Annotated in this window: 15 protein-coding genes; 9 read left to right on the top strand and 6 right to left on the bottom strand. The window is 67.4% G+C overall.

Going from position 1 to position 21,484, the window contains the following annotated elements; translation table 11 throughout:
- The first annotated feature begins 18 nt into the window (after positions 1-18).
- From pmbA to DZC73_RS17045, 4 genes are all read left to right on the top strand, one after another.
- On the top strand, positions 19-1,443 hold the full coding sequence (gene pmbA / locus DZC73_RS17060; RefSeq protein ID WP_124541548.1) for a metalloprotease PmbA: 1,425 nt from the start codon (positions 19-21) through the stop codon (positions 1,441-1,443).
- A 132-nt stretch (positions 1,444-1,575) separates the two neighbouring features.
- Positions 1,576-2,658, top strand: a complete 1,083-nt coding sequence (locus DZC73_RS17055; protein ID WP_124541547.1) for a TRAP transporter substrate-binding protein — start codon at positions 1,576-1,578, stop codon at positions 2,656-2,658.
- Positions 2,659-2,788: 130 nt separating this feature from the next.
- Positions 2,789-4,201: an FAD-binding oxidoreductase gene (locus DZC73_RS17050; protein ID WP_235835169.1), complete on the top strand. Its 1,413-nt coding sequence runs from the start codon at positions 2,789-2,791 to the stop codon at positions 4,199-4,201.
- Between the two features lie 28 nt (positions 4,202-4,229).
- Positions 4,230-5,492, top strand: coding sequence for a putative Na+/H+ antiporter (locus tag DZC73_RS17045; RefSeq protein ID WP_124541546.1), 1,263 nt, complete (start codon positions 4,230-4,232; stop codon positions 5,490-5,492).
- A gap of 7 nt (positions 5,493-5,499) precedes the next feature.
- Here DZC73_RS17045 and DZC73_RS17040 read toward each other — a convergent pair whose 3' ends face one another.
- From DZC73_RS17040 to map, 3 genes are all read right to left on the bottom strand, one after another.
- Positions 5,500-7,386, bottom strand: coding sequence for a TonB-dependent receptor plug domain-containing protein (locus DZC73_RS17040; protein ID WP_124541545.1), 1,887 nt, complete (start codon positions 7,384-7,386; stop codon positions 5,500-5,502).
- 108 nt (positions 7,387-7,494) lie between these two features.
- Positions 7,495-10,092: a [protein-PII] uridylyltransferase gene (locus tag DZC73_RS17035; protein ID WP_124541544.1), complete on the bottom strand. Its 2,598-nt coding sequence runs from the start codon at positions 10,090-10,092 to the stop codon at positions 7,495-7,497.
- Positions 10,093-10,094: 2 nt separating this feature from the next.
- A complete protein-coding gene (gene map / locus DZC73_RS17030; RefSeq protein ID WP_124541543.1) occupies positions 10,095-10,919 on the bottom strand; it encodes a type I methionyl aminopeptidase in 825 nt (274 codons plus the stop codon).
- Positions 10,920-11,092: 173 nt separating this feature from the next.
- Here map and purL point away from each other — a divergent pair, with 173 nt between their 5' ends.
- Entirely contained in the window at positions 11,093-15,073 is a 3,981-nt protein-coding gene (gene purL / locus DZC73_RS17025; protein ID WP_235835168.1) for a phosphoribosylformylglycinamidine synthase, read from the top strand.
- Between the two features lie 47 nt (positions 15,074-15,120).
- On the top strand, positions 15,121-15,519 hold the full coding sequence (locus DZC73_RS17020; RefSeq protein ID WP_124541541.1) for a hypothetical protein: 399 nt from the start codon (positions 15,121-15,123) through the stop codon (positions 15,517-15,519).
- A 13-nt stretch (positions 15,520-15,532) separates the two neighbouring features.
- Here DZC73_RS17020 and DZC73_RS17015 read toward each other — a convergent pair whose 3' ends face one another.
- On the bottom strand, positions 15,533-16,159 hold the full coding sequence (locus tag DZC73_RS17015) for a TetR/AcrR family transcriptional regulator (protein WP_124541540.1): 627 nt from the start codon (positions 16,157-16,159) through the stop codon (positions 15,533-15,535).
- A 145-nt stretch (positions 16,160-16,304) separates the two neighbouring features.
- On the opposite strand from DZC73_RS17015, the gene DZC73_RS17010 reads away from it, so the two are divergent.
- A complete protein-coding gene (locus tag DZC73_RS17010; RefSeq protein ID WP_124541539.1) occupies positions 16,305-17,132 on the top strand; it encodes a metal-dependent hydrolase in 828 nt (275 codons plus the stop codon).
- Here DZC73_RS17010 and DZC73_RS17005 read toward each other — a convergent pair whose 3' ends face one another.
- Both DZC73_RS17005 and DZC73_RS17000 read right to left on the bottom strand, forming a co-directional pair.
- Entirely contained in the window at positions 17,133-19,361 is a 2,229-nt protein-coding gene (locus DZC73_RS17005; protein ID WP_124541538.1) for a molybdopterin-dependent oxidoreductase, read from the bottom strand.
- A gap of 22 nt (positions 19,362-19,383) precedes the next feature.
- Positions 19,384-20,208, bottom strand: a complete 825-nt coding sequence (locus DZC73_RS17000; protein ID WP_124541537.1) for a helix-turn-helix domain-containing protein — start codon at positions 20,206-20,208, stop codon at positions 19,384-19,386.
- 118 nt (positions 20,209-20,326) lie between these two features.
- Here DZC73_RS17000 and DZC73_RS30280 point away from each other — a divergent pair, with 118 nt between their 5' ends.
- Positions 20,327-20,740: a hypothetical protein gene (locus tag DZC73_RS30280; RefSeq protein ID WP_235835167.1), complete on the top strand. Its 414-nt coding sequence runs from the start codon at positions 20,327-20,329 to the stop codon at positions 20,738-20,740.
- A complete protein-coding gene (locus tag DZC73_RS16995) occupies positions 20,737-21,465 on the top strand; it encodes a heparan-alpha-glucosaminide N-acetyltransferase (RefSeq protein ID WP_268879046.1) in 729 nt (242 codons plus the stop codon). Before DZC73_RS30280 ends, DZC73_RS16995 begins: the two co-directional genes overlap by 4 nt.
- The last annotated feature ends 19 nt before the right edge of the window (positions 21,466-21,484 follow it).

Here is a 21,484-nt window from a genome sequence, read left to right as displayed (position 1 = left end):
TGGGTATGATAGTCCGCCATGGCACTCGACAACCCCATCTCTGCTTCCGTGGCCCCGGCCGCGGTTTCGACCGGCAATGCCGGCTTTGCCTACTCGCGAGAGCAGTTCCAGCAATTGGTCGAAGACGCCCTGAGCTTCGCGAAGTCGCTGGGCGCCACCGATGCAGGCGCGGAGGTGTCCGAAGGCGCAGGCCTGTCGGTGTCGGTGCGCAAGGGCGAGGTGGAGAACGTCGAGCGCAACCGCGACAAATCCATCGGCGTGTCGGTGTACATCGGCCAGCGCCGCGGCAATGCGAGCACCTCCGACTTCTCGCGCGCCGCGCTGGAGCAGACGGTGCGTGCGGCCTATGACATCGCACGCTTCACCGCCGAAGACCCGGCCGCGGGCCTGCCCGACGAGCAGGACCTGGCCAGCAGCGAGGAAGCGAATCGCGACCTTGACCTCTTCCACCCCTGGGCCATCGATGCCGAAGGCGCCGTCGAGCTGGCCACGCGCTGCGAACGCGCGGCGCTTCAAGTCGATCGCCGCATCACCAATTCCGAAGGCGCAGGCGTCTCCGCGCAGCAATCGCATTTCTTCGCCGGCAACACCCGCGGCTTCCGTGGCGGCTATGCCAGCTCGCGGCATTCGCTGTCGGTGGCGCCCATTGCCTCGCTGCCCGGCAAGGGCGGCGACGACATGCAGCGCGACGCCTGGTACAGCTCCATGCGCGCTGCGGGCGACCTGGCCGCGCCCGAAGCGGTGGGCCGCTATGCCTCCGAGCGTGCCTTGTCGCGCCTGAAGTCGCGCAAGATCGCCACCTGCGAAGTGCCCGTGCTCTATGAATCCACCGTGGCGGCCGGCCTGCTGGGCGCCTACGTGCAGGCCACCAGCGGCGGCGCGCTGTACCGCAAGTCCAGCTTCCTGCTCGACTCGCTGGGCAAGCAGGTGCTGCCCGACCACATCGACATCCACGAGGACCCGCACCTGCTGCGCGGCAAGGGCAGTGCGCCGTTCGACGATGAAGGCGTGGCCACGCGCAAGCGCGAGGTGCTGCAAGGCGGCGTGGTGCAGGGTTATTTCCTGTCGAGCTACTCCGCGCGCAAGCTCGGTATGCGCACAACCGGCCATGCCGGCGGCTCGCAGAACCTGCGTCTCACCAGTCGCAAGACCGGGACGGGCGACACGCTCGACGAGATGCTGCGCAAGCTGCATCGCGGCTTCTTCGTCATCGAGATGATGGGGCAGGGCGTGAACTACGTGACGGGCGACTACTCGCGCGGCGCGGCAGGCTTCTGGGTGGAAGACGGCCGCATCGCCTATCCGGTGCACGAGATCACCATTGCCGGCAACATGCGCGACATGTTCAAGGGCATCGTCGCGGTGGGCGCCGATGCCTACACGCTGGGCGGCAAGACCATCGGCTCGGTGCTCATCGATCGCATGAAGATCGCTGGCTCGTGAGCGAGACATCTACTGGTTTTTCCGCAGGTGAAAGACCGGTTTTTGCGCACGGGTAAATCCGGGTAGGGGGCAAAGGCCCCACTCCTAGAATTTGCCCGGACTGCCTCACTCGAATTCACAGGAGATAGAACTATGCAGCGTCGTTCCTTCGTTCATGGTGCCGGTCTGGCTGGCGTGCTGGCTGCGGGTGTTGCGCCTGCCGTCGTGCACGCACAGGCCAACGTGCGCTGGCGCCTGGCGTCGAGCTTCCCGAAATCGCTGGACACCATCTTCGGCGCGGCCGATGTGTTCGCCAAGAAGGTGGGGGAAATGTCTGGCGGCAAGTTCCAGATCTCCACGCATGCCGGCGGCGAACTCATGCCCCCGTTCGGTGTGGTCGACGGCGTGCAGGGCGGCACGGTCGAGATGTGCCACACGGCACCGTACTACTTCTTCGGCAAGAACGAGACCTTCGCGCTGGGCTGCGCGATTCCCTTCGGCCTGAACTCGCGCCAGATGAGCGCATGGATGTACGAAGGCAACGGCCTCAAGCTGATGCGCGAGTTCTACAACGAGTACAACGCCATCAACTTCCCAGGCGGCAACACCGGTGCGCAGATGGGCGGCTGGTATCGCAAGGAGATCAAGAGCGCGGCCGACGTGAAGGGCATGAAGATGCGCATCGGCGGCTTCGCTGGCCGCGTGCTCGAGCGCATGGGCGGCGTGCCGCAGAACATCCCCGGCGGTGAAATCTACCAGGCGCTGGAAAAGGGCACGATCGACGCGGCCGAGTGGGTGGGCCCGTACGACGACCAGAAGCTGGGCTTCAACAAGGTCGCGCCGAACTACTACTACCCCGGCTGGTGGGAAGGTGGTCCGCAGCTGGACTTCCTCATCAACACCAAGGCGTTCAACGCGCTGTCGGCCGAGTACAAGGCCATCATCGAGTGCGCGGCCTCGCACGCGCACGTCGACATGCAGGCCAAGTACGACGCCCGCAACCCGGTCGCCCTCAAGCAACTGGTGGGCGCAGGCACCAAGCTGTTCCGCTTCCCCAAGGACGTGATGGAACTGGCCTTCAAGGAGTCGATGGGCCTGTACTCCGAGCTGTCGGCCAAGAACCCGCAGTGGAAGAAGGTCTACGAGGACTACGCCAAGTTCCGCGCCGAGCAGACCCTGTGGTTCCGCTTCGCCGAAGCCGGTTTCGACGACTTCATGCAGGCGCAGAAGCTGTAAGCACGCCGGTACGATCTGTGTGTACCAAGGGCTCCGCGATGCGGAGCCCTTCTTGTTTGGGTGGCCGCCGCTGCATGCGCTGCGCACAATGCGCCGTCTCGCTGCCACCACCCACACCATGGATGACCTGATGCTTTCACGCCGGCGCTACCTTGCCGGCGCACTCGCGACCGCGGGCCTGCTGGCTGCTGCACCGTTGCGCGCGCTGGTTCCACCCGCGCTTCTGGTGGAGAACGTCACCCGTCTGTATCCGGTGGAGGTCGCGCGCGTGGGCACGCCGGGCAGCACGACGGAGGTGGCCGAGATGGTCCGGGCCTGGCCGGCGCGGGTGGCCGTCGGTGGCGGTCGCTACAGCATGGGCGGCCAGGTCGCCATCGCTGGAGGGCTGCACCTGGACATGCGTGGGATGAACCAGCTCGTGTGGCTGCGCGCGGCGGACCGGCGGGTGCGTGTGCAGGCCGGCATGCGCTGGCGCGACCTGCAGGACCACCTTGACCCGCTGGACCTGTCGGTGAAGACCATGCAGAGCTACGCCAACTTCAGCGTGGGCGGCTCGGTGTCGGTCAATGTGCACGGGCGCTACGTCGGCCATGGTCCCATCGTCAACACGGTGCGCGCGTTGCAGCTGGTGCTGGCGGACGGCGGCATCGTCGAAGCAACGCCCACGCACAACGCCGAGCTGTTTCGCGCGGCGATCGGCGGCTATGGCGCAGTGGGGGTCATCACCGAGGTCGAGCTCGACCTGGCTGACAACGTGTGCATCGAACGCGTGGTGCGGGCCAGCAAGCTGGAGGACTACGTCGAGCACTTCGAGCAGCAGGTGCTGGGCGATCCGGCGAGCGTCCTTCACAACGCCGACCTGCTGCCGCCGGAGTTCGACGCTCCGGTGGGTGTGACCTGGCGGCGTTGCGACAGGCCGCTGACCGAGCTGGCGCGCCTGGTTCCCCGCGGCAAGACCTACGAGCTGGAGCGCGACGTGATCTGGGGCGTGACCGAATTGCCGGGCGGCGCGAAGTTCCGGCGCTCCGTCCTGCAGCCGATGCTCCAGAAAGGGCAGGTCGTGAAGCGGCTCAACCATGAAGCGAGCCTCGACGTGGCGGAACTCGAACCGCGAAGCCGCACCGAGTCGACCTACGTGCTCCAGGAGTACTTCATCCCCAAGCGGCATTTCCTGGCCTTTGCACGGGCCATGGCCGCCACGCTTCGGCAGCGGCACGTGAATGCCTTGAACGTGTCCATCCGGCATTCGCCCGCCGACAGCCTGTCGCTCCTGCCGTGGGCAAAGGAAGAGGTGTTCTCCTTCGTCCTCTACTACAAGCAGAAGACCGATGCCGCCGAGCAGGCCCGTGTGGGCGAGTGGACACGCGAGCTCATCGCGCTCGCGTTGCGGCATGAAGGCCGCTACTACCTGCCTTACCAGCTGCATGCGACCCGTGAGCAGTTCGCGCAGGCCTATCCGGAGTCGGCGGCACTGCGCGCGCTCAAGCAGCGCGTGGACCCGGCGGGCAAGTTCTCCAACGAGTTGTGGGCCCGATACCTCTGAACCGTGCCGCAGCCGATAGGATGGCGTGATGAATGCCACCACCATGCAGATCCTCGGCGCGGCCTTGTTCGGCGTGGCGCTCATCCACACCTTCTCGACGGCGTTCTTCGAGCGCCTGTCCAGGCGTTACCCCAAGCACGAAGGCCTGCTGCACCTGCTCGGCGAGGTGGAGGTGGTGTTCGGCTTCTGGGCCTTGGTGATGGTGCTGTGCAGCTTCGTGCTGCAAGGCAAGAAGGCCGCCACCGGATACGTCGACACGCGCAACTTCACCGAGCCGCTGTTCGTGTTCGCCATCATGGTGATCGCAGGCAGCAAGCCCATCCTGCAGTTGTCGACCGCCATGGTGAACGGGCTCGCGCGGCTGCTGCCGGTGCCGCGTCCGCTGGCGGTGTACTTCCTCGCGCTGTTTTTCCTGCCGCTGCTGGGCAGCTTCATCACCGAGCCCGCCGCGATGACGCTCGCCGCGCTGATGCTGCGCGACCGCGTGTTCGCCGCCGACGTGCCCGAGAAGCTGAAGTACGCCACCATCGGCGTGCTCTTCGTCAACGTGTCCATCGGCGGCACGCTCACGCCCTTTGCCGCGCCGCCGGTGCTGATGGTGGCCTCCACCTGGAACTGGGACCTGGCCTTCATGATGTCCAACTTCGGCTGGAAGGCCTCGGTGGCGGTGCTGATCAACGCGGTCGGGGTGTGCCTGCTGTTCGGGCGGCATCTCGCGAAGGCCGAGGCACCGGGCGCGCAGGCACCGGTGGAGCATCGCGTGCCCATCGGCGCGATGCTGGTGAGCGCGCTGTTCCTGCTGGGCACGGTGGTGTTCGCGCACCACCCGGCCGTCTTCCTCGGGCTGCTGCTGTTCTTCATCGGCTACAGCGCGGCCTATCCGCGGCATCACGACGAACTCATCCTTCGCGAGGCCTTGCTCGTGGCCTTCTTCCTGGCTGGGCTGGTGGTGCTGGGCGGCATGCAGCAGTGGTGGTTGCAGCCCGTGCTCACGTCGATGAGCCCGAAGGCGGTGTACTTCGGCTCGACGGCGCTGACGGCGCTCACCGACAACGCGGCGCTGACCTACCTCGGCTCGCTCGTGCCGGGCCTGAGCGACGAGTTCAAGTATTCGCTGGTGGCCGGCGCGGTGACGGGCGGCGGCTTGACAGTGATTGCCAACGCGCCCAACCCCGCAGGCTTCTCCATCCTGCGCGGCAGCTTCCAGGGCGGGGCGATCAATGCGGTCTCGCTGCTGCTGGCTGCCTTGCTTCCCACCCTGGTGTCGATGGCCGCCTTCGAGTTGCTGTAACGCGACCTCAGGGCGTCCAGCGCAGCGTCAGCGCGAAAGCGCGCGGTATCTCGCTGCGCGACATGGAGGTGATGAACTCGACGTGCGACGGATCGAAAAGGTTGGTCGCGCTCAAGGCGAGCTCGGTCTGCGGATTGAGGCCGATCGCGTAGCGCAGGTCCACGGCGGTGTAGGCCTGCACCGCCGGCACTGGAAGCTCGCCGACATGGCGAACCGACACGTCCAGTTCGTGGCGTTGCAGCAGCGTCCAGGCCGCGCGCAGCACCCACTGGTGCGTCGGGTCGTCGCCGAGGTTCTTCGGTCCGTCCGGATCGGTGCTGCCGGGCTTGAGCTTCAAGTCCTTGTGCAAGGTGGTGAGGCCGGCACTCAGGCGCAGGGAGGGCATCGCCTGCCATTGGCCCCAGGCTTCGAGGCCCTGGGTCGTCCCATCGATCATGTTCTGCACGTGCGCATTCGGCGGCTTCTGGCCGCTGCGCAGCTTGTCCCACCAGTGGCGGAAGACCGTCACCGAATAGCTCACCGACGGGTTTGGCTGCGCCCGGTAGCCCAGTTCGGCCACCTTGGCGACTTCTGAGTCGAAGTCTGGTCCCCCCGCGATCAGGAACGGTGCACGGGGCGGCAGGAAGAGCTCGCGGTCCAGCCGCGCAGGCGCGCGCACGGCGCGCGACAGGCCGCCCCACAGCAGATCGCTGCTGCCGGGCTTCCACGCCAGGCGCAGCGTGGGCAAGGCTTCGGTGCCGGTGAAGTCGTTGTGTTCGAGCTTGGCGCCCAGCGTCAGCTTCAGCGCCTGGGTCAGCTCGACCTCGTCCTGCGCGAAGAGATTGGCCCAACCCATGGTGGTGCCGGCGGGATTGAAGCCGAAGAACACGCCGGGCTGGATGTCGTCCTTTGCGCGGCGGTAGCCGACACCCCACACGATGTCGTGTCGGCCGATCTGCCTGGCGTGCTGGATTTCCACATCGAGGATGTCGGCCTTCGGGCTGTAGATCAGGGCATCGATTCGCCGGGTGTGGTCAACGTAGGCCTGGATGCGCAGGCTGGAGCCGTCGCCCAGCGCGTGCGTCCAGCGTCCGAGGATGTTGGCGCCCGACACCTTCACCGCACCCAGCGGGAAGGGGCCCAAGGAGCCGCGGTCTTCGGACTTGCCTTCGTAGATGTCGCCTTGCAGCGTGACGCCGTCCTGCTGGTCGCCCCAGTCCATGCGGAAGCCGGCCTGGGTGCGGTCCCAGCCGTCAGCCACGCTCGCACCCGCGGTGTTGCGGGTGTTCTGCAATTGCGAAGCCCGTGCATAGAGGCGGAAGTTGCCCGTGCCCAGTTCGCCGCCGTAGCGCGCCGAGGCACCGGCCTCCCGGTTGCCGCCGCCCGCCACCCCCAACCCGCCCTGGCTGTGGGACGCCGGCCGCGTGATGACGTTGATGACGCCATTGACCGCATTCGCGCCCCACAGGGTGGCGCCCGGGCCGCTGACGACCTCGATGCGATCCACGTCATCGAGCATCACGTCCTGCTGGTCCCAGAACACCCCGGAGAAGAAGGGCGTGTAGACCGTGCGGCCGTCGACCAGCACCAGCAGCTTGTTGCCGATGGCATTGTTGAAGCCGCGTGCGCTGATGGCGTACTGGCCGGCGTCGAGCCGCCCGACCTGCAGGTTGGGCGCGAGGCGCAGCGCTTCAGGCAGGGTGGTGGCACCCGAGCGGCGGATGTCCTCCGCGGTGATGACGAAGATGGAGGCCGCTGCATCCGACAGGCGTTCCGCATGCCGGCTTGTCGAGATGACCTCGATGTTGGCGAGATCCTCCAGCGACAGCGTTGCCAGCTCGCGGGGCGAGGGAGTTCCCGCCGCCTGCACGAGCGGAGCGAGCACCGCCAGCAGGCAGGTTGGTATTTTTTTCATGGGCTCCGAGGGTGCGCCGTCTCCTTGGCGCGGTCAGGAGCATTCCAACAGCCGGCCGCCGGCTTGCGTACTGGCAGCTCTTACAGGATCGGCCCTGGGTTCAAGGCCTCAGGGCGTGATCGCGTCCAGCAGCTCGCTCTCGATCTCCAGCTGCGCCTTGTTCTGCTGCAGGGCCGAGCCGTCAATGAGGAAGGTGTCCTCCACCCGTTCGCCCAGGGTGGTGATCTTGGCGAGCTGCAGGTTGATGTGGTGCCGCGCCAGCACGCGGGCGATGGCGTACAGCAGGCCAGAGCGGTCGCTGGTGGACACACCCAGCAGCCAGCGCTGCGCACGCTCGTCTGGCCGCAGCGTGACCCGCGGCGTGATGGGGAAGGACTTCACGCGCCGCGACAGGCGCCCACGGCTGGGTTCGGGCAGCGGGCCGGTCTGGTTGAGCGCTGCCGCGAGCTGGTTTTCCACCAGCGAGATCAGGTCGCGGTAGTGCTGGTCCAGCGTGGGGCTGATGACCTGGAAGGTGTCCAGCGCGTAACCGGCGCGCGTGGTGTGCACCTTGGCGTCCAGGATGTTGAAGCCGGCGCTGTCGAAATAGCCGCAGATGCGGGCGAAGAGGTCGGGCCGGTCGGGCGCGTACACGAGCACCTGCAGGCCTTCGCCCAGCGACGACAGCCGCGCCCGCACGATGGGCTCCTTGCTCTCGACGAAGCGGTAGAGCGAACGGGCGTGCCAGGCGATGTCGCCGGCGTCGTGCCGCGCGAAGTAGCTGATCTCCAGCGTCTTCCACAGCGGCGCCTCGGTGTCGGGCAGCAGCGAGTAGAGGTTGAGCGTGTGCCGCGCCTCCTGCTTGCGCGCCTCGATCTCGGCGTCCATGTTGGGCCGTGCGCCGCCCAGGGCGCGCAGCGTGAGCCGGTACAGGTCTTCCAGCAGCTTGCCCTTCCAGGCGTTCCACACCTTGGGGCTGGTGCCGCGGATGTCGGCCACCGTCAGCAGGTACAGCGCGGTCAGCCGCCGCTCGGTGCCCACCAGCCGCGCGAAGGCTTCGATCACATCCGGGTCCGACAGGTCTTCCTTCTGCGCGATGCGCGACATGGTCAGGTGGCCCTTGACCAGGAACTCGATCAGCGTCGCGTCCTCGCTCTCGATGCCGTGGTCGCGGCAGAAGCGCCGCACCTCCTTGGCGCCCAGGTCGGAGTGGTCGCCGCCGCGGCCCTTGGCCACGTCGTGGAAGAGGGCGGCCACGTACAGCACCCAGGGCCGGTCGAACTGTGCGGCGAGCTGCGAGCAGAACGGGTACTCGTGCGCATGCTCGGGAATGAGGAAGCGCCGCACGTTGCGCATCACCATGAGGATGTGCTGGTCCACGGTGTAGACGTGGAACAGGTCGTGCTGCATCTGGCCCACGATGCGGCGGAACACCCACAGGTAGCGGCCCAGCACCGAGGTCTGGTTCATGAGCCGGAAGGCGTGCGTCTGCCCCTCGTGCGCCTGGATCATCTTCATGAACGTGGCGCGATTCACCGGGTCGTGGCGCCAGTCCGAATTCATCAGCTCGCGGGCGTTGTAGAGCGCGCGCAGCGTGCGGGCCGAGAGGCCCTTGGGGCCGACGGTCGTCTGGTAGGTGAGGAAGGTCTCGAGGATGGCGTGCGGGTCGTGTTCGTAGAGGTCGTCGGTGGCGACTTCCAGCATGCCGCCGCGCTCCAGGAACTTCTCGTTGATGGGCCGCATGGGCGCATCCTGCAGGCCGTTCACCTGTTCCTCGATGTTGAGCATGAGGATCTGGTTGAGCTGCGCCACCGCCTTGGCCGCCCAGTAGTAGCGCTTCATCAGCACTTCGGAGGCGCGCTGGCCCTTGGTGGGCGCGTAGCCGAAGCTCTCGGCCACGGCGGTCTGCAGGTCGAACACCAGGCGGTCCTCGCGGCGGCCGGCCACCATGTGCAGCCGGGCGCGGATGAGCTTGAGCACGCCTTCGTTGCGCTGCAGCTGCTTGACCTCGAAGGGGGTGATGAGCCCCTTGCTCGCCAGTTCCGTCCAGGTTCGGCCCAGGCCCGCGGCGCGGGCGACCCAGATCACCACCTGCAGGTCGCGCAGGCCGCCCGGGCTTTCCTTGCAATTGGGTTCGAGCGAGTAGGGCGTGTCCTCGAACTTCAGGTGGCGCTGGCGCATTTCCAGCGTCTTGGCGCGCAGGAAGGCCTTGGGGTCCATGGCCGCGGTGTTGGCGCGGCGGAAATCGTTGAACACGCGGCGCGAGCCGCAGAGGTAGCGCGATTCCAGCAGGGCGGTCTGCACCGTCACGTCGCGCTGGCTTTCCTCGATGCACTCGTTCACCGTGCGCACGCTGGAGCCGATCTCCAGGCCGATGTCCCAGCAGGCGGTGATGAAACCTTCCACCGAGGACTTGAGCGCGTCGTTGGCGTGTTCCTCGCCGGGGGGGAGCAGCACCAGCACGTCCACGTCGGAATGCGGGAAGAGCTCGCCTCGGCCGTAGCCGCCCACGGCCACCAGCGCGGCGCCGGGCGGCATCATGGCGTGGTCCCAGAGGTCTTGCAGGGTACCGTCGACGTGCTTGGTCAGTGCTTTGACCAGCCGGGACGCGGCGGTGGAGCTGGCGCGTGCTTCGCGGAAATGATCGATCAGTGCCGCCTTGCCCTGGCGGAAACGGGAGCGCAGCTCCCCGACGCTGCGCGGTCGCGCTTCGGCCAAGGCGGACATGGTCAGGCGACGGTGGAGGCGGGCTGCGGCGTCACGAACGCCGGCGGCGGCGGGCTGCCGGCCGACAGCGTCAGCACCTCGTAGCCCGTCTCGGTGACCAGCACCGTGTGCTCCCACTGTGCAGACAGCGAGCGGTCTTTCGTGACGATGGTCCAGCCGTCGGTCATCTCGCGGATCTCGCGCTTGCCGGCATTGACCATCGGCTCGATGGTGAACACCATGCCCGGCACCAGCTCTTCGAGCGTGCCCGGACGGCCGTAGTGCAGCACCTGCGGTTCTTCATGGAAGTTGCGGCCGATGCCGTGCCCGCAGAACTCGCGCACGATGGAAAAGCCCTGGTTCTCGGCGAACACCTGGATGTTGTGGCCGATGTCGCCCAGGCGCGCGCCCGGCTTGACCTTCACGATGCCCTTCCACATCGCCTCGTAGGTGAGGTTGCACAACCGCTTGGCGGCGATGGAGCCGTCGCCCACGATGAACATGCGGCTGGTGTCGCCGTGCCAGCCGTCCTTGATGACGGTGACGTCGATGTTGACGATGTCGCCGTTCTTCAGCGGCCGGTCGTTCGGGATGCCGTGGCAGACCTGGTGGTTGATGGAGGTGCAGATCGACTTCGGGTAGGGCGTGTAGCCCGGCGGGCAGTAGTTCAGCGGGGCCGGGATGCCGCCTTGCACGTTCACGATGTGGTCGTGTGCGAGCTTGTCGAGATGCTCGGTGCTGACGCCCGGCTTCACATGCGGAGTGAGCATGTCCAGCACTTCGGAGGCGAGCCGGCCGGCGATGCGCATGCCTTCGACGTCGGCAGCGGTCTTGATGGTGATCGTCATGGTCAGAAATTATGTCCGCGGTCGGCCGGTGCAAGGCCCGGCATCTGCGGGAAGCGAACCTTGGTCACTGGTCAGTACCGCTATTGTCTCACCCACCCGGTAAAATCGCGGGTTTCCACCCGGTACGGCCACGAACCGACCGAGGCCTTCCCCCTCCAAGCCAGAGCTTCAGCGTGACGTCCAGCCCCAAGCACCTGCTTCACTTCGAGGGGGGCAATGCGCTCTCCGCCTTCCGCGCCCAGGCGCTCCTGCCCAAGCTGCAGGCCATCAACCCCAAGATCACCGGCGTCGCTGCGCGCCACGTGCACTGGGCGTGGGCCGAAACCCCGCTGGCGGCCGATGCGAAGGACAAGCTGGCCTCGCTGCTGCGCTACGGCGACCCGTATGCCGGGCCGACCGACGGCACCCTGGTCGTGGTGGCGCCACGGCTGGGCACCGTGTCGCCCTGGGCCAGCAAGGCCACCGACATCGCCCACAACTGTGGGCTGCCCATCAAGCGGGTGGAGCGGGTGACCGAGTTCCGCCTGAGCCTCAAGACCGGCCTGCTGGGCGGCGCCAAGGCGCTGGAACCGGCTGAACTGCAGGCTGCCGCCGCGCTGCTGCACGACCGCATGACCGAAAGCGTTCTGCTGGCCCGCGACGAGGCGGTTCACCTGTTCGACGAGCAGCCCGGCAAGCCCATGGAGCACGTCGACGTGCTGGGCCAGGGCCGCGGTGCGCTGGAAGTGGCGAACAAGGAGTTCGGCCTGGCGCTGTCGGACGACGAGATCGACTACCTCGTCAATGCCTTCCAGGGCCTGAAGCGCAACCCGACCGACGTCGAGCTGATGATGTTCGCGCAGGCCAACAGCGAGCATTGCCGGCACAAGATCTTCAACGCCAAGTTCACCATCGATGGGCAGGAGCAGGAACGCTCCATGTTCGGGATGATCCGCAACACCCACCAGCTGGCGCCCCAGCACACGGTGGTGGCCTACAGTGACAACGCGTCGGTGATGGAAGGCGGCCAGGCCGAGCGCTGGCTGCCGGCCGGCACGACCGAATCCACCAAGTACGGCCCACGGCAGGACACGGTGCACGTGCTGATGAAGGTGGAGACGCACAACCACCCGACGGCGATCTCGCCCTTTCCGGGCGCTTCCACCGGTGCCGGTGGCGAGATTCGCGACGAAGGCGCCACTGGCCGAGGCTCCAAGCCCAAGGCGGGCCTGACCGGCTTCAGCGTCTCCAACCTGCACCTGCCTGGCACCAGCGAGCCCTGGGAGCAGTCGCCCTACGGCAAGCCCGAGCACATCGCCAGCCCGCTGCAGATCATGATCGACGGCCCGCTGGGCGGCGCCGCCTTCAACAACGAATTCGGCCGGCCCAACCTGGGCGGCTACTTCCGCGTCTACGAGCAGACGGTGGGCAGCGAGCAGCAGCGCCGCGGCTACCACAAGCCCATCATGATCGCGGGCGGCCTGGGGTCGATTTCCGCCTCGCAGACGAAGAAGGTGGAGTTCCCGGCCGGTACCTTGCTGATCCAGCTGGGCGGCCCCGGCATGCGCATCGGCATGGGCGGCGGCGCGGCGAGTTCCATGGCTGCCGGCGCCAACGCCGCCGAACTGGACTTCGACTCCGTGCAGCGCGGCAACCCGGAGATCGAACGGCGTGCGCAGGAGGTCATCAACCACTGCTGGGCGCTGGGCGACAAGAATCCCATCCTCGCCATCCACGACGTGGGCGCGGGCGGCATCTCCAATGCCTTCCCCGAGCTGGTGGACGGTGCCCACATGGGCGCGCGCTTCGACCTGCGCAAGGTGCCGCTGGAAGAGTCCGGCCTCGCACCCAAGGAAATCTGGTGCAACGAGAGCCAGGAACGCTACGTGATGGCCGTCTCGCCCGAGGCGTTGCCGGCGTTCCAGGCGATGTGCGAGCGCGAGCGCTGCCCCTTTGCAGTCGTGGGCGTCGCAACGGAAGAAAAGCGCCTGGTGCTGGATGGCAGCGATGACGGCACCGCCATCGACATGCCCATGGACGTGCTGCTCGGCAAGCCGCCCAAGATGCACCGCGACGTCAAGCGCGTGGCCCGCGAGTTCACGCCGCTCAAGCTCGACGACGTGAAGCTCGACCAGGTGGCCTTCGACGTGCTGCGCCACCCCACCGTGGCCAGCAAGCGATTCCTCATCACCATCGGTGACCGCACCGTCGGCGGGTTGAATCACCGCGACCAGATGATCGGCCCCTGGCAGGTGCCGGTGGCCGACGTGGCCGTGACGCTGGCCGACTACAGCGGCTTCCGCGGCGAGGCCATGAGCATGGGCGAGCGTACGCCGCTGGCCGCCCTGGATGCGCCCGCATCCGGCCGCATGGCGGTGGCCGAGGCCATCACCAACCTGCTGGCCGCGCCCATCGAACTGCCGCGCGTGAAGCTCAGCTGCAACTGGATGGCGGCCTGCGGCGAGCCCGGCGAAGACGCCGCCCTGTACGACACGGTCAAGGCCGTCGGCATGGACCTGTGCCCGGCGCTGGGCATCAGCGTGCCGGTGGGCAAGGACAGCCTGTCCATGCGCACCCGCTGGAACGAGCAGGGCCAGGGCAAGCAGGTGACGGCGCCGGTGTCGCTGATCGTCTCCGCGTTCGCCACCCTCGGCGACGTGCGCGGCACGCTCACGCCGCAGCTCCAGCCGGGCGACACCACGCTGCTGCTCATCGACCTCGGCCAGGGCAAGAACCGCATGGGTGGCTCCATGCTGGCGCAGGTCATCAACCAGTTCGGCGACAGCGTGCCCGACCTGGACGACGCGGCACAGCTCAAGTCGCTGGTGGATGCCATCAACCACCTTCGCAGCGAAGGCAAGCTGCTGGCCTACCACGACCGCAGCGACGGCGGCCTGTGGGCGGCGGCCTGCGAGATGGCCTTCGCCGGCCACCTGGGCGTGAGCCTGAACGTGGACATGCTCGTCACCGAAGGCGACGGCATCAGCGACAGCCGTGCCGAATACGGCGACTCGAAGAACTGGGCCGGACAGGTCGGCGCCCGCCGCGAGGAACTGACGCTGCGCGCCCTGTTCAGCGAAGAGCTGGGCGTGGTCGTGCAGGTGAAGACCGAGGAGCGCAATGCGGTGATGCAGACGCTGCGCGACCACGGTCTGTCCAAGCACAGCCATTTCATCGGCAAGACCAACGACCGCGGCGTGATGGAGGTGTGGCGTGACACCAAGACGGTGTTCAGCGCCTCGCTGCGCGACCTGCACCAGGCCTGGGACGACGTGAGCTGGCGCATCGCCCAGCTGCGTGACAACCCCGCCTGCGCCGACTCCGAGCATGCGGCCGCCGGCCAGGCCGACGACCCCGGCCTGCACGTGCACCTGAGCTTCGACCCGGCTGCCGCACCGGCCGTGCACAGCGCGCGTCCGAAGCTCGCCATCTTGCGCGAGCAGGGCGTGAACAGCCACGTCGAGATGAGCTACGCCATGCACACCGCGGGCTTCGACACCTACGACGTGCACATGAGCGACCTTCAGTCCGGCCGTGCGAAGCTGGGCGACTTCCAGGGCTTCATTGCCTGCGGCGGCTTCAGCTACGGCGACACGCTGGGCGCCGGTGAAGGCTGGGCGCGCTCGGTGATGTTCAACCCGGTGCTCGCCGAACAGTTCGAGGCCTTCTTCGCCCGCAAGGACACCTTCGCCCTGGGCGTGTGCAACGGCTGCCAGATGATGGCGGCGCTGTCGCCCATCATCCCCGGCGCGCAGGACTGGCCCAAGTTCACCCGCAACAAGAGCGAGCAGTTCGAGGCCCGCCTGTCACTGGTGGAGGTGCTGGACAGCCCCTCCATCTTCTTCAAGGGCATGGCTGGCAGCCGCATTCCCATCGCAGTCGCCCACGGCGAGGGCTTTGCCGACTTCTCGCAGCGCGGCGACGCCGCCAAGGTGCATCGCGCGATGCGCTTCGTGGACCACCACGGAAAGGCGACCGAGACCTACCCGTTCAACCCCAACGGAAGCCCGGACGGACTCACCTCGGTGACCACGCCCGACGGCCGCTTCACCGTGCTCATGCCGCACCCGGAACGCGTGTTCCGCAACGTGCTGATGAGCTGGACCAGCGGCGACAAGGGCCAGCTGAGCCCGTGGATGAAGATGTTCCGCAATGCAAGGGATTTCATCGCCTGATCGCTGCGGCGAGAATCGCGCCCAAGAACCATCAAGGAGGAACCGGCATGAGTGCAGTGATCTCTCCCACCTGGCCTTGGGCGCCCAACCTGGCGCCGGAATGGCTCAAGCAGTCGTTCAACAACGGCTGGACCTTCGGCAACATCATCCAGGTGACGAACCAGAATTCGTCCGCGCCCGAGGTCGAGCGCGAGGTGGTGAGCGAACACAGCTACGGTCGGCAGATCGGCCGGCTGATGGACGCGGTGGTCGCTCTGTCGGAGAAAGTGCCTGGCGCGGGCAAGGATGAACGCGTGTCCGACCTGGTCGCCCTCGCGAAAGACATCGAGGCGATCAAGGAAGCCGCTCGCCGTCGCCGCCTGACCGAGCTGCTGGAGGAGTTGAAGTCGCTCAAGCAGCACGACCGGGCGGAATGGGACCGCCTGATGAAGGCGGTGCGGGACTAGGTTTCCCTGCCGCTCAGGCCGTCCCGTCAATCACCGCCTGCGCGAGCCGCGCGGCGTCGGGCGTGAGTTCGGCCAGCCGTTCCACGCGGTTCTCCTCGATCGCCTGCAGGATCAGCTCGTTGATCGCGCCCACGATGCCCATCGCGTCCGATGCGGGCATCGGGCCCTTGCGGTGCTTGCTTTGCGCGGGGCTGTTGACGACCTCCAGGATGAAGTCCGCCAGTTGCTGGTTGGCCTTGCGCCGCGCGGCCAGGCCTTCGGCGCCCAGGCCAAGGATGGCGATGAACAGGGTGCGCAGCAGCGTCGGGTTGCAGGCCAGTGTGGACAGGTAGGCCGACAGCGCCTGCTCGACCTGGGTGTGCCAGTCATGCCTGGGGTCCACGTGGCTCTTGAGCACGGTCAGGGCCTGGTCGCTGGCCACCTCGAACAGGGCGATCAGGCATTCCGCCTTGGTATCGAAATGTTCGTAGAACGTACGTCGGGAGACGCGTGCTTCGGCGGCGAGGTCGGCGATGGTGGTCTCGGCGTATCCCTTGCGGGCCACGACGTGCGACATGGCATCCAGCAGCCGGCGCTTGTGTTCGCTCAGCGCCTGCGCGGCGTTGCGGGCAATGGCTTGTGTCGTTTCTGCGATGGTCATGAGAGTGTGCGGGGATGAGTGATTGTTGGAGTTGTGCGGATTCGCAGGTGCAGAGAACACCGATTGGTACTTGACAGTACCAAGTTTGGTCGGCACATTGACCGCATCATGGTACTGATTGGTACCAAGCCGAAGGGATGCGCCAATGACCTCGCTGGTAGTACGTCGTCTGTTGATCGATCTGGAAGCCCCCTTTGAACGCCGCTGGAATGGCGGCGACGCATTTCGATCAGCTTACTTCAACGCCTTGTCCATGAGTTTTCCGGTCGGTGAACAATTTTTCATCGACTCAGTCCGAACCGGCATGAAAGCGCTGCCTGAATCTCGCATGATGGAATTCGAGGCGGATGTACGGGGATTCGTAGGCCAGGAGGCGACGCACCGGCGCATCCACGACCTGTTCAATGGGCACCTGGCGAACCAGGGCTACACCAACACCTGGGAAAAACGGGTGCTGGCGCGCCTGGAGCGGCTCAAGCTCATGAAGGACCCGCGGCATGCGGTGGCCATCACCGCGGCCACCGAGCACCTCACGGCCATCTTCGCGCAGCACCTGCTGGAGCATCCGCAGACCGTGCAGGGGGCACCCGAGCGGCTGCAGACGCTGTGGCTGTGGCATGCGTCGGAAGAGTCGGAGCACCGCAGCATCGCCTTCGACGTGTACCGGGCGCTGGGCGGCAGCCACGAGTGGCGCGTGCGCTGGATGCGCCTGGTGACCTTCCACTTCACCACCGACGTGCTGCGGCAGACCGCCCGCGACCTGTGGCACGACGGCCAGCTGTTGCGCTGGAGCACCTGGCGCAGCGCCGCCAGCTTCTTCTTCGGCCAGCACGGCCTGGTGCGCCACACCTTCAAGCCCTGGCGCGCGTATTTCCGCCGCGACTTCCATCCGTGCCAGCAGGACGGCTCGCTCGCCGCCGAATGGCTGCGGCGCCACGAGCAGGCCTACACGGTCGTCGGCGCGAAGGGCTGATCAGGCCGGCGCCACAGTCACCGGCACGCCGCCGAGCACGGCGTTGCCCGACAGCGGGTCGAGCAGCTTCTCGTCCAGCACGGCGTTCAGGTTGGCGCCGGGCCGCTCGCCTGCGAGCTTGAGCTGGGCGTCCGGCAGGTCGTGTCCCCATCCGTGGGGCACGCTGATGACGCCGGGCATCATCTCGTCGCTGACCTCCACCTGCGCTTGGATCGGGTGGCCGTTGCGTCCGGTGATGCGGGCCTGCGCCCCGTGGGCCAGGCCCAGGCGCTCGGCGTCGCTCGGGTGGATGAGTGCCGTGCAGCGGTTGGGCCCCTTGGCCAGCAGCGGCAGGTTGTGCATCCAGCTATTGTTGGAGCGCACGTGGCGGCGGCCGATGATGACCACGTCGTCCACCGGGCGAGACAGGTCGGCGCGGGCGCGCTCGACGTCGGCGATGAGCATCGGCGGCGCCAGTTCGATCTTGCCCGAGGGCGTGCGCAGCACCTCCGGGATGCGCGGGGCCAGCGCGCCCAGGTCCAGCCCGGCGGGTGCAGCCCTCACCTTGTCGAGGTTCAGTCCGTCGGGCTGGCGGCCGAAGTGGTCGCCCCAGGGCCCGGTGCGCAGCGCGTAGTCCAGCAGGCGTTCCGGCCCGCGGCGGCCCGACAGCGCCTGGAGCACCGCCTGGGCATGCTCTCCCATCTGCTTGTTCACGTCCTCGGCCATCAGCTCGTCGTCCAGTGCCAGCACGTCGGCCTTCGCGCCCTTGCCGCGCAGGATGCCGATGAGCTTGAGCATGGTCTTCCACTCCTGCTGCTGTCCCTCGGGCACGGGCAGGATGGCCTCGCTGAATCGCGCGTGGTTGCGGTGCGAGAACATCGGGAAGGGCACGTCGTAGTGCGACTCTTCCAGCGGCGACACACCGGGCAGGATCACGTCCGCATGACGCGTGGTCTCGTTGATGTAGATGTCCAGGCTGACCATGAAGTCGAGCCCGTCCAGCGCCGCGGCCAGACGCGGGCCGTTGGGTGCGGACAGCACCGGGTTGCTCGCCACGGTGATGAGCGCCTTCACCTGGCCGGGCCCTGGCGTCTCCATCTCCTCGGCCATGCAGTTCATCGGGATCTCGCCGTACACCTCCGGCGATCCGCTGACGCGGCTCTTCCAGCGGCCGGTGACCACGCCGCGGCCCGAACCGGGCTTGCCGGTCGTGTTGGCAGCAAAGGCCGCGGCCTTGGTGAACATCGCGCCGCCGGGTTCGTCCAGGTGGCCGGTGAGCACGTTGAGCACATCCACCAGCCAGGAGTTCAGCGTGCCGAACTCCTGCACGCAGGTGCCGATGCGGCCATACACGGCGGCGTGCTGCGTCGTCGCCAGCGTGCGGGCCAGCTCGCGGATCACGCCGGCCTCGATGCCGCAGCGTGCGGCCATGGCCTCGGGTGCGAAGTCTTTCACCGCCGCACGGACCTCCTCCAGCCCGTTCACATGCCCGGCCAGCCGGCCCAGTTTCACCAGGTTCTCGTCGAACAGCGTGTGCACCATGCCCAGCAGCAGGAAGGCATCGCCGCCGGGGCGGATGAAGTGGTGCGCGTCGGCGATCTCCGCCGTCTCGGTGCGGCGCGGGTCGATCACCACCAGCTTGCCGCCGCGGGCGCGCAGGGCCTTCACCTTGCCGCGGAAGTCGGGCACCGTCCACAGGCTGCCGTTGCTGGCCATGGGGTTGGCGCCCAGCATCAGCAGGTAGTCGCAGCGTTCGATGTCGGGCACCGGCAGGGTGAGCCAGTGGCCGAACATCAGGCCGTTGGACAGCTGCTTGGGCATCTGGTCCAGCGTGGAGGCGGAGAACAGGTTCTTGCTGCCCATCGTCTTGAGCAGCCGCGTGGTGTAGAGGATGAGCCCGTACTTGTGCGACGACGGGTTGCCCAGCGACGCACCCAGTGCATCGCGGCCATGCTTAGCGAGGATGGGCGGGAGCCGGCGCTCGATCTCCTCGAAGGCGTCGTCCCAGCTGGCCGGTACGAACTGGCCGTTGCGCTTGATGAGCGGCGTGCGGATGCGGTCCGGGTCTTCGTGCAGGTCCTTCACCGCCACGCCCTTGGGGCAGATGTAGCCCTTGCTGAAGGGGTCGGCCTCGGCGCCGCGGATGCCGATCACCTTGCGGTCCGACATGCGCACCTCCAGGCCGCAGCAGGCCTCGCAGATGGGGCAGATGCGGTAGTGGCTGGTCTCGTTGGCGGCCGTGGTGCTCATCGTGTCTCCTTGCTGCCTGGCTTTATCGCTGCCCGGGCGTGCCTTGTCCGTCACCCAGGCGACGCAGCAATTCCGCTGTGTGGTCGTCGGCCGGGAAGAAGGTCTCCAATGCCAGCTCCGACAGCGTCACATCCACCGGCGTGCCGAACACGGTGGTGGTGCTGATGAAGGACATCACGCCCATCTCGGTGTTGAACTGGAGCGGCACGGCCAGGCCGGCGGGGTCGATGGCGGGGCCGTGCGACTGCGAGGCGTCGAAGGGAATCGCCTGCAGCTCGTGCAGCAACTCCACCAGCACCGGGTCGGCGCTCTGGTCGATCTGGTGCTTCAGTCGCAGGAAGAGGTGCTCGCGCCATTGCGCCAGGTTCACGATGCGCTTGGCCAGGCCGCGCGGATGCAGGCTCAGCCGCAGCACGTTCACCGGCGGCTTGAGCATGTCCGGATCCACGCTGGCCAGCAGCAGCGGCACGGTGCGGTTGTGCGCCAGCATGTTCCAGTGGCGGTCCACTGCCAGGGCCGGATAGGGTTCATGGCCTTTGAGCACGAGCTCCACCGCCTGGCGGGCGGGCGCGAGGGCCGGATCGCTCAAGGGACGCTCCCGGTAGATGGGCGCAAAGCCCGCGGCCGCCAGCAACTGGTTGCGCTCGCGCAGCGGCACGTTCAGCCGCTCGGCCAGGTGCATCAGCATCTCGCGGCTGGGCGAGGAGCGTCCGGTCTCGACGTAGCTCAGGTGCCGGGTGGAGATGTCGGCCTCGCAGGCGAGGTCGAGCTGGCTCAGGTGCCGGCGCTGCCGCCATTGGCGGATGAGGCTGCCGACGTTGGCATGGGGGAGGGTGGCTGCGTGCATGGGAGTGACGATAGCCCAGCGGCGGATCGGCTTCCATGACCTCGCAGGTTATGGCCGCGGTGCGCGGGGTTGCCGACCATGGCGCCATGTCCCACCCCCTGAGCCAAGGAGAGAAACCATGAGCCACCTCACCATGACCCCGTTCCTTCGCCGCGTCCTGAAGGCCGATGCCTGGATCAGCGTTGCCGCCGGTGTCGCCATGTCGCTGGGCGCCAGCGTGCTTCAGGATGTGCTGCACCTGCCGTCGTCGCTGCTGGTCGCCGCCGGGGGCGCGCTGTTCCCCTGGGCCGGCTTCCTGCTGTGGCTGGCCGCCAAGGCGGTCGTGCCCTCGGCGGCGGTGTGGGCCGTGATCGCCCTGAACGCGTTGTGGTTCGCCGATTCCGCATGGGTGTCGCTGGGCGGCGCCTTCCAGCCCAACGCCCTGGGCCATGCCTTCATCGCGGCGCAGGCCTTTGCAGTGCTGGTGCTGGCGGAGCTGGAGTTCATGGGGCTGAAGCGGGCCACGCAACCTGCGCTATCGTCGCGCGGGTGAACACATCACCCACACCACCACGCGACCGATTCGACCGACTCGACGCCCTGCGGGCGGTGGCCATCGTCTGGATGGCCATTTTTCATTTCAGCTTCGACCTGGCCCACTACGGCATCACGCGGCAGAACTTCTACGCTGATCCGTTCTGGCTGCACCAGCGCACCTGCATCGTCAGCCTGTTCCTGTTCGTGGCGGGGCTGGGGCAGGCGGTGGCCTTCGGGCAGGCGCAGACCTGGCCGCGTTTCTGGCGGCGCTGGGCGCAGGTGGCGGGCTGCGCGGTGCTGGTGAGCATCGGCTCGTGGCTCATGTTCAAGGAACGCTTCATCCACTTCGGCGTGCTGCACGGCATTGCGGTGATGCTCATCCTCGTGCGGCTGACGGCGCGGGGCGGGGTGTGGCTGTGGATCGCCGGTGCGGTGGCGATCGCCTTGCCGCGCTTCATTCACGAGCCGTTCTTCGATTCGCGGCTGACCAACTGGGTGGGCCTGATCACGCACCGTCCGGCGACGGAAGACTACGTGCCGGTGCTGCCGTGGATCGGCGTGATGTGGTGGGGGATGGCCGCCGGCCAATGGGTGCTGGCGCACCGCCGCGAATGGCTCACCGGCCCGCTGCCCCGGGCCTTGCACCCGATGGCCGTGCTCGGCCGGTGGAGCCTGAGCTTCTACATGCTGCACCAGCCGGTGCTGATCGGGCTGGTCCTGCTGGTGCTGCAGCTGCGGTAGGTCCCTCTCCCGCGAGGGA

It is taken from the genome of Rhizobacter terrae, from assembly GCF_003852895.1.
GTDB lineage: Bacteria > Pseudomonadota > Gammaproteobacteria > Burkholderiales > Burkholderiaceae_C > Albitalea > Albitalea terrae.
This window is presented reverse-complemented; position numbering and strand designations above follow the sequence as displayed.

What these genes read in the sequence shown, in the direction of transcription:
- DZC73_RS17010 (WP_124541539.1), top strand. Translation starts at nt 16,305, where the DNA reads ATGACCTCGCTGGTAGTACGTCGTCTGTTGATCGATCTGGAAGCCCCC.
- DZC73_RS17055 (WP_124541547.1), top strand. Translation starts at nt 1,576, where the DNA reads ATGCAGCGTCGTTCCTTCGTTCATGGTGCCGGTCTGGCTGGCGTGCTG.
- DZC73_RS30280 (WP_235835167.1), top strand. Translation starts at nt 20,327, where the DNA reads ATGAGCCACCTCACCATGACCCCGTTCCTTCGCCGCGTCCTGAAGGCC.
- pmbA (WP_124541548.1), top strand. Translation starts at nt 19, where the DNA reads ATGGCACTCGACAACCCCATCTCTGCTTCCGTGGCCCCGGCCGCGGTT.
- DZC73_RS17020 (WP_124541541.1), top strand. Translation starts at nt 15,121, where the DNA reads ATGAGTGCAGTGATCTCTCCCACCTGGCCTTGGGCGCCCAACCTGGCG.
- DZC73_RS17040 (WP_124541545.1), bottom strand. Translation starts at nt 7,386, where the DNA reads ATGAAAAAAATACCAACCTGCCTGCTGGCGGTGCTCGCTCCGCTCGTG.
- DZC73_RS17015 (WP_124541540.1), bottom strand. Translation starts at nt 16,159, where the DNA reads ATGACCATCGCAGAAACGACACAAGCCATTGCCCGCAACGCCGCGCAG.
- DZC73_RS17005 (WP_124541538.1), bottom strand. Translation starts at nt 19,361, where the DNA reads ATGAGCACCACGGCCGCCAACGAGACCAGCCACTACCGCATCTGCCCC.
- DZC73_RS17000 (WP_124541537.1), bottom strand. Translation starts at nt 20,208, where the DNA reads ATGCACGCAGCCACCCTCCCCCATGCCAACGTCGGCAGCCTCATCCGC.
- DZC73_RS17035 (WP_124541544.1), bottom strand. Translation starts at nt 10,092, where the DNA reads ATGTCCGCCTTGGCCGAAGCGCGACCGCGCAGCGTCGGGGAGCTGCGC.
- DZC73_RS17045 (WP_124541546.1), top strand. Translation starts at nt 4,230, where the DNA reads ATGAATGCCACCACCATGCAGATCCTCGGCGCGGCCTTGTTCGGCGTG.
- DZC73_RS17050 (WP_235835169.1), top strand. Translation starts at nt 2,789, where the DNA reads ATGCTTTCACGCCGGCGCTACCTTGCCGGCGCACTCGCGACCGCGGGC.
- map (WP_124541543.1), bottom strand. Translation starts at nt 10,919, where the DNA reads ATGACGATCACCATCAAGACCGCTGCCGACGTCGAAGGCATGCGCATC.